Here is a 16,440-nt window from a genome sequence, read left to right on the forward strand (position 1 = left end):
GGGCGCGGTGGCCCACCGGACTCAGGTAACACATATGCAATCCCATACAAGATTCGCGCTGGCGCCCGTGGCGTTCGGCCTGGCCGCGCTGCTCGCGCAGGCACCGGCCGGCGCTCAGGGCTACAACCCGAACATGCCTCCCGGCTACGTGGAGCAGGGGCAAGGCGGGGCCGGGATGCCCGTCGGCCCGGAAACTGCGCAGTCGGCGGACCCTTCCTCGCGCATCGCCACGGTGACTGATGCGGCGGGCGGCCTCAGTTTTGCTCCGGCGGGCTCCGACGAATGGGCTGCGATTGGCCTGAATCGGCCAGTGACCACTGGCGACCGGGTCTGGGTCGATCCGGGCGGCCGTGCGGAACTTCACGCCGGCGCCACTGCGATCCGACTGGGTGGCGGCACCGCCGCAGGGGTGCTGAACCTCGACGATCACACCACGCAGGTAAAACTGACGCAAGGCACGCTCCAGTTGCGCGTGCGCGCGCTGCCACCCGATCAGCAAGTGGAGATTGATACACCCAACCTGGCGTTCGTGCCACGTGAGCCGGGCGACTACCGGCTCGATGTTTCCCCCGACGGCACCACGACGCAGGTGTCGATCCGTCATGGCACCGCCGTGCTTTATGGCGACACGCGTTCGATCGAAATGAGCCGTGGGCAGCGGATGCGCTTTGCCGGCGCCGATCTCTCGGATGCCGGGCCGGGCAACGCCGGTGGACCCGACAGCTTCGACCAGTGGACGGCCGCGCGCGACGCGCGCGAGGACGAGTCCGTATCGGCGCGTTATGTGCCGCGCGATATGACGGGCTATACCGCGCTGGACGACTATGGCGACTGGCAGCAGGACCCGGGCTATGGCGCGGTGTGGTTTCCTCGCGCCGAGCCAACTGGTTGGGCGCCCTATAGTTCGGGCTACTGGGCCTGGGTAGCGCCCTGGGGCTGGACCTGGGTCGACGACGCGCCGTGGGGCTTCGCGCCTTCTCACTACGGGCGCTGGGCCTACTTTGGCAACCGGTGGGGATGGGTGCCGGGGCCGATCGCGGTGCGGCCTTACTATGCGCCGGCCGTGGTCGGATTCGTTGGTGGTGTGAGCGCGACGATCAGCATCGGCGGCGGGCCGGGGGTGGCCTGGTATCCGTTGGGTCCGCGCGATGTGTATCGGCCGATCTACCGCGCCAGTCCGACCTATATCACGCGCATCAACAACGTCACGATCAACAACAACTTTATCGCCCGTGGCGATCGGGATCGCTGGAACAACCGCGAGGTACCTGGCGCGATCTCTGGCATGTCGTCTCGCAGCTTCGTGGAAGGCCGGCCGGTGCCGCGTGCCCGTACGCGCGACGAGTGGCGGCATCTGCCCGCTGGTGAGGGCAACTTTGGCGCGCCGCCGATGGCGCCGGTCAAGACCAGCCTGATTGGCGCGGCCCCGCCGCGCGGGCTGCCGCCGATGGCGCGCGCGGGGTTTGAGCGGCAGGCGATCGCCGCGCGTCAGCCTGGTCGTGTGGGGCCCGACGAACTGGCAAACCGCTTCGCGCGCGAAGGCGGCACGGCGGGTGCCGGGCCGGCATGGCGGGGGCCGACGCAGGAAGCGCGGCCGCAACAGGGTTCGCGCCGGGGTGGGCAGCCAGCCCAGGCAATGCCGTGGCAACCCGATGTGCGCGTCAGCCAGGCGGCCCAGAGCGGTCGCGGCTTCGCGCCGCGGCCGGACCAGATGCGTGGTCTGCCGCAGGAGTCCCAACGACAGGAGCAGGCGATCCAGCGTCAGCAGTTCGACCAGCAACGCCAGACGGAAGAACGCCAGCGGCAGTCGGCGGATTTCCAGCAGCGTCAGCAGCAGGCGCTGCAGCGACAGGCGCAGGACCAGCAGCGGCAGCAACTCGATCAGCAGCGGCAGGCGCAAGAACGCCAGCAGATGGACCAGCAACGGCAGTCGCAACAGCGTCAGCAGGTGGACCAGCAGCGGCAGGCGCAAGAGCGTCAGCAGATGGATCAGCAGCGGCAAGCGCAAGAACGTCAGCAGATGGATCAACAACGGCAGGCGCAAGAACGTCAGCAGATGGATCAACAACGGCAGGCGCAGCAGCGTCAGCAGATGGACCAGCAGCGGCAAGCGCAAGACCGCCAGCAAATGGATCAACAGCGGCAGGCGCAGCAGCGGCAGCAGCAGATGGACCAGCAGCGGCAAGCGCAAGAACGCCAGCAGATGGATCAACAACGGCAGGTGCAGCAGCGGCAGCAACAGCAGCTCGAACAGGCACGCCAGCTCCAGGAGCAACAGCGCCAGCAATTCGAGCAGCAGCGTCAGCAGGCCATGCAGCGGCAGCAGGTGGATCAGCAGCGCCAGGCGCAGGAACAACAGCGGCAGGTACAGGAGCAGCAACGGCAGATGCAGGAGCAACAGCGCCAACAGCAGGACCGCCAGCGCCAGATCCAGCAGCAGCAACAACAGCAGCAACAACAGCAGCAACAGCAGCAGCAACAACGGGCGCAGCAGGATCGCGCGCGTCAGAGCCGCGAGGAACAGGCACATAACGACGGTCGTTGATGAGCCCGTGGTGTTCCACCCTCGCCAGCTAGCGGGTTAGGGGGCGGATGTCCAACTGCACCTCTTGAAAGACAAAGGGCGTCCGAATCATCGGACGCCCTTTGCTTTCTCTCCACTTGCGATTCTAGTTATGGCGCTGGCTTGCCCGCCAGCAGGGTCCCACTCCTCCGTCGTCTCTCTCTCTCTCTCTCTCTCTCTCTCCGGCGGGCTGCTTACTTGCCCAGTTCCGACAGGCGTACCGGCGCGATCTTGCCGTTCTGCACCCAGCCAACCACGGTATCGGCCATGGAGCCGCCCTTGGCGTCGATGCCTTCCACCTCGTTCGGATTGACATCCTTCGGCAGCGTCTTGACCGCCTCGGGCATCTTCGCGCGGATGGCCGCTGCGTCGCTGGTGGTGCCGGCCAGCTTCATGGCGTTGGCCAGCGCCCAGGTCATCGTGTAGTTCAGCGACATTTCCGTGGTGGCATCGCGACCGTCGTGCAGCTTCTTGTAGCGGGCGTTATAGGCCTGTGCCACCGGACGTGCGTCGTTGACCAGCGGCATCACGCCGATCGAGCCTTCGAGCATGGCCAGACCGTTCGTGACCTTGGCCATTTCATCCATCTTGGCCTGGTCCATGATGATGAAGCCGCCCTTGAAGCCAAGCTCGCGTGCCTGCTTGACCACCAGCGCGGTCGGCTCCGACGGGCCGCCGACGAACATCACGTCGGGTTTGTCGGCGATGGCGCGCGAAACGCCAGTGTAGAAGTCGGTGGCCTTGGTGTACGACATCGGATTGTTGCCTACCACCTTGCCGCCCGCGCCTTCCCAGGCCGGCACGAACGCTTGCACCCAGGCCTTGGCGTAGTCATGGTCGGCAGGTACCAGCGCCACGTTCTTGCCAAAGCGCTTCATCTGCGCCTTGACGAATGGCTCGATGTAGCCGGTGTATGCCGGCGGGATGCGGATCGTCAGCTTGTTGCCGGCGTCGGTGATGCGCGGCACGCTCGAGTACGCCATCACCATGAACTTTTCCTGTTCATTGAAGGCCTGCAGCGCGAAGATGCCGCCCGAGTGGGGTACGAACACCGCCGGGGTCTTGTACTGCTGCACCAGGCGACGCGCATTGATCGCGGCTTCGGCAGGCGCGTACTTGTCGTCGAGCGAGACGACTTCCAGCTTGATCTTCTTGCCCTTGACCTCGAGGCCGCTGGCGTTGATCTCGTCGACAGCCATCTGGATGCCAGACAGCACGTTCTTGCCGTAGAGCGCCGCGCCGCCCGACAGCGGACCGGTGTAGCCGATCTTGACCACTTCCTGCGCCAGTGCCGGTGCCGATGCGACCAATGCCGCCACCGCGCATGCGGCCAGCGGGAAGAAACGACCCAATGTCTTGTACTGCATTGCTGTCTCCTTTGAGTATTGACTGCGCTTGTTCTCTACGCCCTTATCGCCCTTTTCCCGCGAGTGAGAGAAGGGTGCATCCACTCGGTTCGGCGAATCGAATTACCCGCCGATGTACGCCTTCCTGATCCCCTCATCCTTCAGCAGCGTATCGCGATCACCTTCCATCACGATGTGACCGTTCTCGATCACGTAGGCGCGATGGGCGATGCCGAGCGCCGCATAAGCGTTCTGTTCCGCGAGCAGTACGGTGGTGCCAGCGCGATTGATGCGCTGGATGATCTCGAACATCTGCTTGACCACCAGCGGTGCAAGACCCAGCGACGGCTCGTCGAGCAGCAGCGCGCGCGGGCGGCTCATCAGCGCGCGGCCTAGTGCCACCATTTGCTGTTGCCCGCCAGACAGCGATCCCGCGGGATCGTCCTTCTTCTGGAGCAGGATCGGGAACATCTCGTAGACCTCTTCGAGCGTCTTGCGGATGCCGGCCCGGTCACGGCGATGCACATAGGCGCCAAGCGTCAGGTTCTTCTCGACGCTCATTGCGGGGAACAGCTTGCGGCCCTCTGGGCAGTGCACGAGTCCCGACTGCACGATTTGCGACGGCTTCATCCCGCCAAGCTCGCGACCATCGAAACGCATGCTGCCGCCGCTGATGCGATGGATGCCGCTCATTGCGAGAAAGATGGAGCTCTTGCCCGCGCCGTTCGCGCCAAGCAGTACCACGAGTTCTCCGGCGCCTGCGTGCAGCGAGATATTGTCCAGGGCGCGGAAGCTGCCGTACGACAGCGAGACGCGATCAAGCTGCAACATGGTCGGCTCCCAGGTAGGCTTCAATGACGTGCGGATCTTGCTGGATCTGCGCCGGCGTGCCTTCGGCAATCTTTTCGCCGTAGTTGAGCACCATGATCTTGTCGGCCAGTCGCATGATCATGTCCATCTTGTGTTCGATCAGGCAGACGGTCTTGCCGTGCCGGACCATCTTGCGGATCAGTTCGGCAAGGCCGACCGTCTCCTCCGGGTTCACGCCACCGGCAGGTTCGTCGAGCAGCAGCAGATCCGGGTCAGTGGCCAGCGCCAGCGCGAACGCCACGCGCTTGCGCGCTTCCTGGGTGATATCGGCAGCCAGTTCATGCGCCAGGTGTGACAGCCCGACGAAATCGAGCGCGGCCTCGGCCTTCTCCCGACACAGCTTCTCTTCTTCGCGCAGGCGGCGCGTGTTGAACAGCACGTCGGCCAGCCCGGACTTTGTGCGCAGCCGATGGCCGACGATCAGGTTGTCGAGCACGGTCGCGCGGTCGAACAGCGAGGTGGCCTGGAACGTGCGCGCCACGCCCAGGCGGGCGATCTGGTCCGCGCGCAGTCCGGCGACGTCCTGTCCCTTGAGCAGGATCTGGCCCGATGTCGGCGCGTGGGTGCCAGCGATCAGATTGAAGAACGTCGTCTTGCCGGCGCCATTGGGACCGATGATCGCGTTGATATGGCCGGTCTCAAACGTTACGGACACATCGTGCACCGCGGTCAGGCCGCCAAATTTCTTGGTCAGATTGCGGATCTCAAGCATTCTCGGCTCCGGGGCGGGTGGTCGGGACGGACGTGGTTTGCGTCGGGCGCGGGGCGGCCATCTGCCCACGGCGCGCGGCGGCGGCTCGGCGGACTTGCCGCTTCAGGAACGAACCGACGATGCCATCCGGCACGAAGATGATCAGCAGGATCAGCACCGGACCGAACACGAGCATCCGGTAGTCCTGCAGGAACTGCAGGGTCTGCGTGACCCACGGTACCAGCAGCGAACCAAGCAGCGGACCGAGCAGCGTGCCCGTGCCGCCGACCAGCATCGCCATGACCATGTCGAACGTGATGTCGGTGCGGGCGATGTCCGGACCCAGGAAGCGTACCTGGCCGGCATAGAGCGCGCCGGCAAATCCGGCGTAGCCCACGGAGAGCACGAACGACAGGACCTTGGCGCGCATCAGGTTGATGCCGAGCGCTTCCGCGAGAGCATCGCTGTTACGCACGGCCATGAAGCTGCGGCCGACCAGCGAGCTGACGATGCGATGCATGACGAATGTGCCCAGGGCCAGGAAGACCAGCACCAGGTAGTACTGCGCCTGCACGCTGTCGAAGGCGATTGGACCGATCGAAGCCGGGACCGGGATGCCGATCAGGCCCACCGCACCGTGGGTCAGGCTCTCCCATTTCTCGATCAGCAGATAGATGATGTAGCCCACGCACATCGTGAAGATCGAGAAGTAGTGCCCCTTCAGGCGCAGCGACACCGTGCCGACGACATAACCCAGCACCATGCAGACCACGCCGGACAGCGCGAACGCGAGCCAGTACGGCATCTGATGATCGACGGTCAGGATGCCCAGCGTGTAGGCGCCGATGGCCATGAAGCCACCATGCGCGAGATTGAGCTGGCCCGTGTATCCGGTCAGCAGGTTCAGCCCGAGCGTGGCGAGGGCCATGATGAAGGCCAGTGTCATCACCGTCAGGTAGTAGCTGTTGGGGACGGCCAGCGGGAACACGATGGCCGCAACGAACAACAGCGTCCAGGCGATTTTGCCTTGCATTGATTTCATGGTGGTCTCCTGGTTCCTGTCAGGCGGTCTTGCCAGCGAACAGGCCCTGCGGACGCACCGACAGGATGATCACAAGCAGCAGGAAGGCGATGATGTCCTTGTAGTCGGTGGAGATGTAGAAGCCACCGAAGCTTTCGGCCATGCCGATGATCAGCCCGCCCACGATCGCGCCGGGGATGCTGCCCATGCCGCCGAGGATGATGATCACGAACGCCTTGGTGATGACCAGGTTGCCCATGCTCGGATAGACCAGGTTGATCGGCGCGTAGAGCGTGGCGGCGATGGCGGCCAGCGCGCCAGAGATCGCGAACACAAGCAGTGTCACGCGCATGGCGTCGATACCGACCAGCGCGGCGCCTTCGCGGTTCTGCGCCATGGCGACGATTGTCGAACCCGTGACCGTGCGCGTCAGGAACAGGTGCAGCAGCACCATCAGGCCGAACGCCGCGACGATGATCAACAGCCGTTGCAGTGGAGCGGTCAGGCCGAAGATCTCGACCATCTGTCCATATGGGGTGGGCATGCGGTGGAAGTCGGCCCCCCACAGCGCCTGCGCGCCGGCTTCGAGAAACAGCAGGATGCCGATGGCGGCGATCATGTCGTGAATCTCGGGCGCATGGCGCAGCGGATAAAAGACCAGGCGGTCCGCCAGCATCGACAGCACCGCCACCACGACGGCCGCCGCAAGCATGGCCAGCCAGTAATTCATGCCCAGCGTGGTCATGGCGTAGTACGACACATACGCACCGGCCATGTAGAACGCGCCGTGCGCGAAGTTTGGTACGTGCAAGATGCCGTAGACCAGGGTCAGTCCGAGTGCGACCAGGCTATAGACGCCGCCCAAAGTCAGGCCATTGAGAAACTGCTGAAAAAACAATGCCATGAACCGTCTCCTTGCGCCGATACAGGGGTTTGTACCGACACTGTCTGTTGACGCCGTGACGTTCTCGCACGGTCGTTCTTTTTTGGCGACTGTTGCATAGCGTTTTAAGTAGCGTCAAGCGATCGGACGTAGTATTCCGCTGTGCGAAATATGGGCTTGCAGAAGCCTTTCAGAACCTCCGCGTTATCCCTGATTTCAGTGTGCAAGTGGCCCCCGGGGCGGGCCTTGCCTTACTTGCCGTGTGTATGACCGCAATTCTTTCCGCGCATAGCGCGGTCGTTCCTTGCCGGAAACTGATATGAAGTCGAAATGAAGCGCACAACCTCGATTCCGATGCCCGCCGATACCGCCCTGGTATCGGCCGATGCCGCGCGTCCCGCTGAGGACGGGGATCGGAATTTCGTCACGGCGCTGGCCCGCGGCGTGGAGTTGCTGCGTGCGTTCGGACCGGACGATGACTTCCTTGGCAATGCGGAGTTGTCTCGTCGTACCGGCATCCCCCGACCAACCGTGTCGCGCCTGACGTACACGCTGGCCAGCCTCGGGTACCTCGTGTACGTCGAGGCCCAGGAGAAGTACCGCATTGGCCAGGCGGCGATGCTGCCCGCGCAGCGCTATCTCTCGGGGGCCGGCATTCGCGATATCGCGCAGCCGCTGATGCAGTCTCTGGCGTTTGCCACTGGCTGTACGGTGGCGCTGGCGGCGCCGGATCGTCACGACATGGTGTATCTCGAGGTGTGCCAGCCGCGTGGTGCGTTGGTGATGAGGCTCACGCCTGGCTCGCGGCTGCCGATGGCGACATCGGCCATCGGCAAGGCGTGGCTGGCGGGCCTGACATCCGATCGGCGAGGCGCGGTGTTCGCCGAACTCGAGCGTCACCACGGGGCGCGTTGGGCATCCATCCGTACCAAGCTTGAGCGTGGGCTGCGCGAACACGCGCGACGTGGCTTCTGCATGGCGCACGCCGAGTGGGACCGTTCGGTGAGTGGCGCCGCCGCGCCGGTGAGTCTGGCGGATGGCTCGGAAGTGCTGTCGATCAACATCGGCGGGGCGTCCACGCGGCTCTCGCCCGAAATTCTCGAAGGCAATCTTGGCCCCCGCATTCGCGAGTTGGCGGACGCGCTCGCGGCAAGACTCTGGCGGCCAGCCTGATCTTATTCATCGCAGACATCGAACCTTGGAGGCATGCATGGAAGTTCGCAACAAGACCGTAATCGTGACCGGTGGCGGCACCGGTATTGGACGCGCCCTGGTGCTGGCGTTTGCCCGTGCCGGCGCACGCGGCATCGCTGTGGCGGATATCGACGAGGCCGGCGCGTCGCAGGTGGCTGCCGAGGCCGTGGCGGCCGCGCCGGACTGCCAGATCTTCTCGCAACGCGTGGACGTGGCGAATGCCGAAGCCGTGCAGAATCTGGTCGACACTGCCACGCAGCGTTTCGGTCAGGTGGACGTGTTCTGCTCGAACGCCGGCATCATCCTGCGCAAGGGTCTCGATGCCACCGCGGACGAATGGCAGCGCATCTGGGAAATCAACGTCATGGCGCATATCCACGCGGCCAAGGCTGTGCTGCCGCAGATGCTCGAACGTGGCGATGGGTACTTCGTGAACACGGTCTCGGCTGCGGGTCTGCTCTCGCAGATCGGATCGGCGCCTTATGCCGTGACCAAGCACGCGGCGATCGGCTTTGCCGAATGGCTGTCGATCACCTACGGCGACCGCGGCATCAAGGTGAGTTGCATCTGCCCGCAGGGTGTGCAGACGAAGATGCTGTTCGGCGAGGGCGGCGAGCGCAAGGGCTTCCTGCAGGCTGGTTCGGTCACGGCCGAGCACGTGGCTGAGAAGACGCTCGAAGGCGTCGCCAACGAGAGCTTCCTGATCCTGCCGCACCCCGAGGTGTTGGAGTACTACCGTCGCAAGGGGCAAGACTACGATCGGTGGCTGCGTGGCATGCGTCGGCTGCACGACCAGGTCACCAAGGAGTTTGGCAACATCGTCGTTTAACTCAGGGCCCAGCGCGGGCCTATCCCATATCCAGAGGCGAAAAGCCCGGAGAATCAGGAGACAGATCCATGTATGTACGAATGTTCACGCGTCGCCATGTCGTGGCGATGCTGGCTGCCGCGGCCTCGTTAGCGGCGATTCCCGCCGCGCAGGCCAACGATGCCTATCCGGCCAAGCCGATCCGCATGGTGGTCGGCTTTCCGAGCGGTGGTGCGCCGGACATTCTTGCGCGGATTTTTTCCGAGAAGTTCTCGCTGGGGCAGCCCGTTATCGTTGACAACAAGCCGGGCGCGGGCGGCAATATCGGCGCGGAGACGGTGGCCCGCTCGGCGCCCGATGGTTACACGCTGGCGCTGGGCACGGTCGGCACGCATTCGATCAATGGCGCGCTGTACAGCAAGATGCCCTATGACATGGTCAAGGACTTCACGCCCGTGATCCTGTTGGCGTCCACGCCGAACGTGCTGGTCGTGCATCCGTCCGTGCCCGCGAAGAACGTGCAGGAACTGATTGCGCTGGCCAAGGCCAAGCCGGGGCAGTTGACGTTTGGCACGCCGGGTATCGGTACGTCCTTGCACGTGGCGGGCGAACTGTTCAACACGATGGCGGGAACGAAAATCGAGCATGTTCCATACAAGGGGCGGGCGATGGCCATTCCGGACTTGCTGGGCGGTCACATCACGATGATGTTCGACAACCTGCCGTCCGCGCTGCCGGTGGTGAAGGAGGGCAAGCTGCGCGCGCTGGGCGTGACCAGTGCGCATCGTTCGGCCTCCGCACCGGACATCCCGACCATCGCCGAGCAGGGCCTGCCCGGTTACGAGGCAACATCGTGGTTCGCGGTCTTCGTGCCGGCACATACGCCGAAAGAGATCGTGGTCAAGCTGAACGCCGAGATGAACCGCATCTTCACGCAGCCCGACGTGCAGGCAAAGCTCAAGACGTTGGGTCTCGATCCGGTTCTCGGGACGCCTGAGAAGCTGGCTGAGTATCAGCGCAGCGAGATCGCCAAGTGGGCGAAGGTCGTGAAGGATTCTGGCGCGAAGGCGGACTAATACCGCATCTTCCCGGCAAGGGCCGGGGCTCTCGCGAGTCCTGGCCCTTGGGTAGTCAGGCGTCCGGCTCGGCCGCGCCTTCGGTCGGTGCGGGCTGGGCGTCGCGCAGCCGGCTGAAGCTGATGATTGCGCCGATCGCCGCCACGCAGGCGGCGGCGAAGAGCGCGGTTCTCGCCGCACCAGTGTTGTCTAGGCTGAACAGCAGCGCGACCACTGCGGTTCCCGTGGTCTGTCCCAGCAGACGCGTCGTTGCCTGAGCACCGCTGGCACCGCCGCTTCGCTCACGTGGCGTGGCGCCGATCATCGCCCGGTTGTTCGGGGACTGGAAGAAGCCGAAGCCGATACCGCACAGCGCGGTGCGCCAGGCGATATCGAAGCTGCTGGCGGTTGGCGAGAGCAAGGCCAGGCCAATCAGACCGGTAGTCAGCATGATCAGGCCCGCGCCTGCCAGAATGCTGGCCGGATAGCGGTCCGACAGCCTGCCGGACAGCGCTGCCATCAAGGCGACCATCAGCGGCCAGGGGGTGATCAGCAAGCCCGTTTCCTGCAGGCTGCGTCCAAGCTGATACTCGAGATAGAACGGCAAGGCTACGAACGCGAGCATCTGCGTCATGAACGAGCAGAACGATGTGCCGACAGCCAGCGTGAAGGCGCGGCTCGCGAACAGATCGACCGGTACCAGCGGCGCCGGACGTCCGCGTTGCCGACGTACCAGCAGCCAGCCAAGGACGATGGCCAACGCAATCCCGATCGCGCCAACGACGCGCAGTGTTGCGTGGCCCATGCTGTCGACGCCGAGGATAAACATGCCGAAGACCACTGCGGACAGCACGGCGCTGGGATAGTCGAACGTGCGCGGCTGGGCCGGTGTATCAGGCAGCGCCCAGCGCGAGATCCACAGCGCGACGATGGCCACCGGTACATTCACCGCGAACAACCACTGCCAGCTGCTGATGCCAAGGATCAGCGCGCCGAGTGACGGGCCAACGGCGATCGTCACGCCAACCACCAGCGCGTTGAGTCCGATACCGCGTCCGAGCTTGGTCGGCGGATAGATGAATCGCACGAGCGCGGTATTGACACTCATGATTCCGGCGCCGCCGATGCCCTGGATGACGCGGGCCGCCACCAGCATCGGCAGGTTCACCGCGCATGCGGCGATCAGCGATCCGATGAGGAAGATTGCCAGCCCTGTCCGGTACACACGCTTGTAGCCGAGGATGTCGCCCAGTGACGACAACGGCAACAGGCAGACGGTAACGGTCAACTGGTAGGCGTTGACGACCCAGATCGTGCTGGCGGCTTCGGCGTTCAGCTCACGGGAGATCGATGGCAACGCGATATTGGCGATCGAGCCATCGAGCACGGCCATGATGAGACCGCAGAAGACGGTCAGGATTGCCCAGACGCGCTGGGGATAGGGGAGTCCTTGATGGGGCTGCATGGAACGGGGCGGAGAGCGGCTTGGGCTTGCCATTCCGGGCCCGGAGACCCCGTCAGACCGCTTTTGGCGCCCTGGATTTGGAAGAGAACGGCCCCGCCATTATCGTCCTGTCAGGCCATGCAGCGCAAATCTGGAAATCTCTGGCAGAGTGTCATGCGGCTACGTGACAACGCTTTCCTGCGCAGCCGGATCAAGTAGTTGACGTTTCCTCGGGCTGATCCGGGCTGGCACGGAAGTCATGCACCGCAGCCTGCAATGCTCTGGCTTCTGTTTCCAGAGGGGGCGACCACCCGTTGCCGTCATCGCAGAGCCGCTCTACGGCTCGACAGAGCTTGACGATGGTGGTTGCGCCGACGATCAGGAATGCCCCCGCGCAACGATGAGCCCATTGGCCCAACGCCTGGGTATTGCGGCTGAGCAGGATGCCGGCAAGCTTGGGCTCGTCCGTTTGCAGGTGTTCGCGCAGCAGCGCCAGGTAGCGCTCGCGATCCGCCGCCGCGACGATATCGGCGGGGCTGCCGGTGGAGGCGGGCGTGGAGCGCGTGGCATCCACGGCCGGTTGCGAGGACACGCCGTGCAAGGCGTGTTCTAGCTCCGCCAGCGACACGGGCTTGGCAATGTAGCCGTCGAATCCGCGCGCTTGCCAGTCAGATGCTTGACCGGTGTGCGTAACCGCGCTGAATGCGAAAACGGGCAGCGGCGGCCTTTTGGCCTTGATTGCAGATAGCAGTTCATATCCGTTCATTACCGGCATCTGGATGTCGGTCAGCACGATGTCGACAACTCGCTGATCGAGCACCGCGAGTGCCTGGCGCCCATCGTTGACCACGATCGACGCCCAGCCAATCGTCTCGAGTTGCTCGGCAATCAGCATGCGGTTCAGTGGGTTGTCTTCGGCAACCAGAACCGTGCCGTGCTGATGGGGCGAGTTGGGAGCCGCTTCGGGCCGCGCGTTTCCAATTGCGTCGGCGGTTCCGTTCGTTGTCTCGATCAGTCGCGGTGGCCCGATCAATGCGGCCTTGACGCCGGCCAGGAGGGCGGCGTGGCTGTATGCGGAAACCTCGAAGATCCCCGATTCCAGCTCTGCTGGGCGATCCGGCCCATTGCGCGTGATCCACACGGCGTTTGCCGGGCAAATGGTTCGCAGTGATCTGATTGTGTCGAGCCCATACTCTCCGGTCACAACCATGATCTGGGGGTGGCTGGTACACAGCCACGTGTGGGCGGCGCAACTGGCTGGCAGTACGTGCACCTGGCAACCGACTCTTGTCAGCCACTCTTCCAGCGTGGCGCCAGACTCCGTTTCCTGGCACAGCACCATGACCATGCCACCGAGCATCGTCAGCCCATGTGAAGGGGCCGTTGCCGCGGGCTCGGCGAACGGAATGACCACGGTGAAGGCACTACCCACGCCCTCCACGCTTTCAACGCTGATGTGTCCGCCCATCAGCTCGCTAAGTCGGGCGCAGATGGAGAGGCCGAGTCCAGTGCCGCTGTAATGCGCCGTGGTGCTGGTCTCCCCTTGCACAAAGGGTTGGAACACACGGGAAGCCAGCGCCTGAGACATGCCGTCCCCGGTGTCCCGCACCCGGCAGACAAGCGTCGCCAGTCCTTGTGCATCTCGAGAAATCTCCGCACTAAGGGTGATCTTCCCGCTCGCCGTGAACTTGAACGCATTGCCAAGCAGATTGTTGATGATCTGCGCCAGCCTCATGCGGTCGCCCCTCAGAAGCGTATTCAGGGTCGGCGAAAGGTGGGCGTAGAAGCGGATCGGTCGATCCGTCACCATGGGCGCGCAGGAAAGGGAAAGACTTTCAAGCTCGTCGAGCGGATTGAAAGGCGCGGAGACTAGCTTCATCTCGCCAGCATCTATCTTCGAGAAATCAAGAATATCGTTGACGATGCCGCGCAACCCTTCGGAGGACGACTGCAATGCGCGCAGCCGGGTTGCGTGTGCCTCGAGGCCGGGGGTGCGCCCGAGCAGCTCGAGATTGCCCAGGAGGGCATGCAGTGGTGTGCGGATCTCATGGCTCATCGCGGCAAAGAAATTCGATCGCGCACGCATCATGGCTTCTGTCGCTTGCTGGGCTGAGCGAAGCTCCTGTTCGAGCTGTTGTTGTGCTGTGACGTCCTGAATGGCGCAGAAGAGTACGCACTCTCCCCGGTACTTGGCGGGGGCAGATGTAATCTGCAGAAACTGTGGCTTCGATGCGGGTGCGGCTTCTGTCGTGGAATTGCCCTGCTGGGCGGCATCGGCATGGGCGCACCCGGGTACCCTGATCTGCGCAATTGGCCCGAACGCGTCGCTGAAAGCCCGAGAGGGGCGTTGGCGCAGGGCGTCGATGATGCGGGCTGGCATGGTCGCTCCGCGGCTGAATCCGAGCAACGTGTCGGCAACCAGGTTCGAGGTCACGATGATGTGGTCCTGCTGGCAGACAATGCAAAGCCCGATCGGCGTGGCATTGACGAGGATATGGTTGATCGTTTCGTTCTCGAGTGCACGAGTGGCTTCGGCCTGACCGTGCCGCAGCAAATGAACGTCCAGGTAGCGTGCGGATATCACGATCGCGATGATCAACATCATGCTCAGGGAGCCGATGGCGATCAGTTCGTGGTAGATCGAACTGAATAGCTTGCCGTAGGACAGGAAATAGACAAGGGAGCCAAATTCCTGGCGCAATGGCTGCACCAGCACCAGGCCGGATCTCCCGAGCCGGAGTGTATCGGGGGGCAGGCGGCGCGTGCGCGAGAGAATGCGTTCCGCGACTTCGAGTGAGCTTCCCGGCGGGGAGATGTCGATGCGGTCTTCGGCGCGATTGAGCAACAGCAGCATGGCCGGACCGCTCGGGCGTTTGAGCTGGGACAGGAAGGCATTGACTGGCGTACTCGATGCGATGAGCGCAGGTCGGTGTCCGTCGCCTGCCGTTGTAGCGGCCACGGATGTCATTACTTGCGAGTGCAGCACCGGATCCTCGACCGGGCCGATCCACACCTGCTCGCCGCTACGCGGAAGTTCCTGGCCAGTCTGCGCCTGCAATGCCTGAACGAGTTTGTCGCGCAGTACTGTCACAGGGTCGGCTTGCTCGGAAATCAGAAGTACCGCATCGAGTGACATCGGAGACGGTGTCAGGATGACCGCGTACTCGGCATTCGCGTCGACCACATAGGCAGGATTATCGAGTTCGAAGGCGAGGCGGGTGGTCAGCGCAGCGGTGGCAATCTGCTGCAATTGCCAGACGCGTTCTGGGAGCGAACGGCCCCAAGCCTGCTGCGTGCTTTGGGGTACCAGCAATGTGTAGCGGCCATCAGGAGCAACGGCGACGCCAGTGCGACGAATGCGTTCGAGCAGATCAGCGTCTGTAGGCGAATCGCTGCGTGTATTCAGGTAATGCGCTACCGACAGCGTCGTTCGGCGCAGGAATGATGCATCGCTCTGCAGTTGAAGGGAGATCGCGCTGACATACTGGGCAAGACGACTGCGCCGGATGTCGAGCTGCTTGGCAGCCGCGAGTCCGCCGAGCAGGATGGCCGATACGATGACGATCGCAATCAGGAGGCCGACTGTGGCGTAGTAGAGCTGACGCTGCCGTCTTGCGTTGCGCGCCAGGGAAGCAAACGCCTGCGCCAGCGACTCCTGTGTGCGATCGAGAATTTGCTGCATTTGAAGGATCAGATCAGACCGTTTTCATAGGCGTAGCGGATAAGGTCCGTATTGGTTTGGACGCTCAGCTTGCGCATGGCAACGGTTTTCTGACTGGAGATCGTGCTCACCGACCGCCCGAGCTTGTTGGCGATCTCGGTGAGCTGGAAGCCCTGCGCATAGAGCCGCACGACATCGAGCTCACGCAATGTCAGATCCGTGGCGGGGGCGGCCGTGGCAGCCGCGGTGGCGCTGTCCAGTACCGCCCGAATCGACGGCGAATAGAAGTGGCCGTTGCTGACGGTGACATGGATACAGGCGCGCACGATCTCGTCGAGTTCGTCTTCCTTGCTGACGAACGCACGCGCGCCGAGCTTCATCGCGCGGCTGACCACACCAGGATTCGTCTGGGCGCTGACCACCACGATGCGCGTGTCCGGATGGCGTCTGTGTAGCTTGCGCAACAGATTGAATCCGTCCAGCGACGTATCGCCATGTCCCATGCTGAAGTCGGTGACGGCAATGTCGACCGGATTCTGCGTCAAGGCGTCGACCAGTTCACTGCCGTTGGTGCATTCACATGTCACCTGGAAGCCTGGAGTACGCTGCAGGCAATCTCGCAAAGCGACAACGACGAGCGGATGATCATCCGCCAGCGCCACCCGAATGGTTTTCGCAGTCATGCATCAATGTCCTTTCGCAGCCAGGCAACGCATTCGGGCGAACGCGCTGCGTGAGAGGGTTTAGCTATCTGAAAATTAGGGAAGGCACTCTATATCGTATCGGCACGAGATAGTCGTGCCTGTTTGACCTTGCCCCTGTTCCACGAATCCCATAACCGAGGGAATTAGGCAGCCCGGTGTTGCTGAGCTGCGGACCAGTTTTTCTCGAACGTCATGGGGCT

Annotated in this window: 12 protein-coding genes; 4 read left to right on the forward strand and 8 right to left on the reverse strand. The window is 63.5% G+C overall.

Features of this window, described 5'->3' with window-relative positions; translation table 11 throughout:
• Positions 1 to 34 precede the first annotated feature (34 nt).
• Positions 35 to 2,545, forward strand: coding sequence for a DUF6600 domain-containing protein (locus tag RN01_RS29180; RefSeq protein ID WP_024570637.1), 2,511 nt, complete (start codon positions 35 to 37; stop codon positions 2,543 to 2,545).
• 212 nt (positions 2,546 to 2,757) lie between these two features.
• Here the strand turns inward: RN01_RS29180 and RN01_RS29185 are convergent, their stop codons facing one another.
• From RN01_RS29185 to RN01_RS29205, 5 genes are all read right to left on the reverse strand, one after another.
• Entirely contained in the window at positions 2,758 to 3,930 is a 1,173-nt protein-coding gene (locus RN01_RS29185; protein ID WP_017512735.1) for an ABC transporter substrate-binding protein, read from the reverse strand.
• A 102-nt stretch (positions 3,931 to 4,032) separates the two neighbouring features.
• Positions 4,033 to 4,740, reverse strand: coding sequence for an ABC transporter ATP-binding protein (locus RN01_RS29190; RefSeq protein ID WP_017512734.1), 708 nt, complete (start codon positions 4,738 to 4,740; stop codon positions 4,033 to 4,035).
• Positions 4,727 to 5,491, reverse strand: a complete 765-nt coding sequence (locus RN01_RS29195; protein ID WP_008643862.1) for an ABC transporter ATP-binding protein — start codon at positions 5,489 to 5,491, stop codon at positions 4,727 to 4,729. Before RN01_RS29195 ends, RN01_RS29190 begins: the two co-directional genes overlap by 14 nt.
• Entirely contained in the window at positions 5,484 to 6,512 is a 1,029-nt protein-coding gene (locus RN01_RS29200) for a branched-chain amino acid ABC transporter permease (RefSeq protein ID WP_017512733.1), read from the reverse strand. Before RN01_RS29200 ends, RN01_RS29195 begins: the two co-directional genes overlap by 8 nt.
• Before the next feature lie 19 nt (positions 6,513 to 6,531).
• Positions 6,532 to 7,395, reverse strand: coding sequence for a branched-chain amino acid ABC transporter permease (locus RN01_RS29205; RefSeq protein ID WP_017512732.1), 864 nt, complete (start codon positions 7,393 to 7,395; stop codon positions 6,532 to 6,534).
• Between the two features lie 309 nt (positions 7,396 to 7,704).
• On the opposite strand from RN01_RS29205, the gene RN01_RS29210 reads away from it, so the two are divergent.
• From RN01_RS29210 to RN01_RS29220, 3 genes are all read left to right on the forward strand, one after another.
• Positions 7,705 to 8,547 (forward strand): IclR family transcriptional regulator, encoded by an 843-nt coding sequence (locus RN01_RS29210; RefSeq protein WP_017512731.1) that lies wholly within the window; start codon positions 7,705 to 7,707, stop codon positions 8,545 to 8,547.
• A gap of 37 nt (positions 8,548 to 8,584) precedes the next feature.
• Complete coding sequence (locus RN01_RS29215) at positions 8,585 to 9,397, forward strand: SDR family oxidoreductase (RefSeq protein ID WP_017512730.1); 813 nt, start codon at positions 8,585 to 8,587, stop codon at positions 9,395 to 9,397.
• 68 nt (positions 9,398 to 9,465) lie between these two features.
• Positions 9,466 to 10,452 carry a tripartite tricarboxylate transporter substrate binding protein gene (locus tag RN01_RS29220; RefSeq protein WP_008643857.1) on the forward strand — a complete coding sequence of 329 codons (987 nt, stop codon included), beginning with the start codon at positions 9,466 to 9,468 and terminating at the stop codon, positions 10,450 to 10,452.
• A gap of 55 nt (positions 10,453 to 10,507) precedes the next feature.
• Here the strand turns inward: RN01_RS29220 and RN01_RS29225 are convergent, their stop codons facing one another.
• From RN01_RS29225 to RN01_RS29235, 3 genes are all read right to left on the reverse strand, one after another.
• Complete coding sequence (locus RN01_RS29225) at positions 10,508 to 11,896, reverse strand: MFS transporter (protein ID WP_017512728.1); 1,389 nt, start codon at positions 11,894 to 11,896, stop codon at positions 10,508 to 10,510.
• 190 nt (positions 11,897 to 12,086) lie between these two features.
• Positions 12,087 to 15,557, reverse strand: coding sequence for a hybrid sensor histidine kinase/response regulator (locus RN01_RS29230; RefSeq protein ID WP_024570639.1), 3,471 nt, complete (start codon positions 15,555 to 15,557; stop codon positions 12,087 to 12,089).
• Between the two features lie 8 nt (positions 15,558 to 15,565).
• On the reverse strand, positions 15,566 to 16,219 hold the full coding sequence (locus RN01_RS29235) for a response regulator transcription factor (RefSeq protein WP_017514796.1): 654 nt from the start codon (positions 16,217 to 16,219) through the stop codon (positions 15,566 to 15,568).
• Positions 16,220 to 16,440: the final 221 nt, after the last annotated feature.

This window comes from Cupriavidus sp. SHE (assembly GCF_000812445.1).
In the GTDB taxonomy this organism is placed as follows: Bacteria; Pseudomonadota; Gammaproteobacteria; order Burkholderiales; family Burkholderiaceae; genus Cupriavidus; species Cupriavidus metallidurans.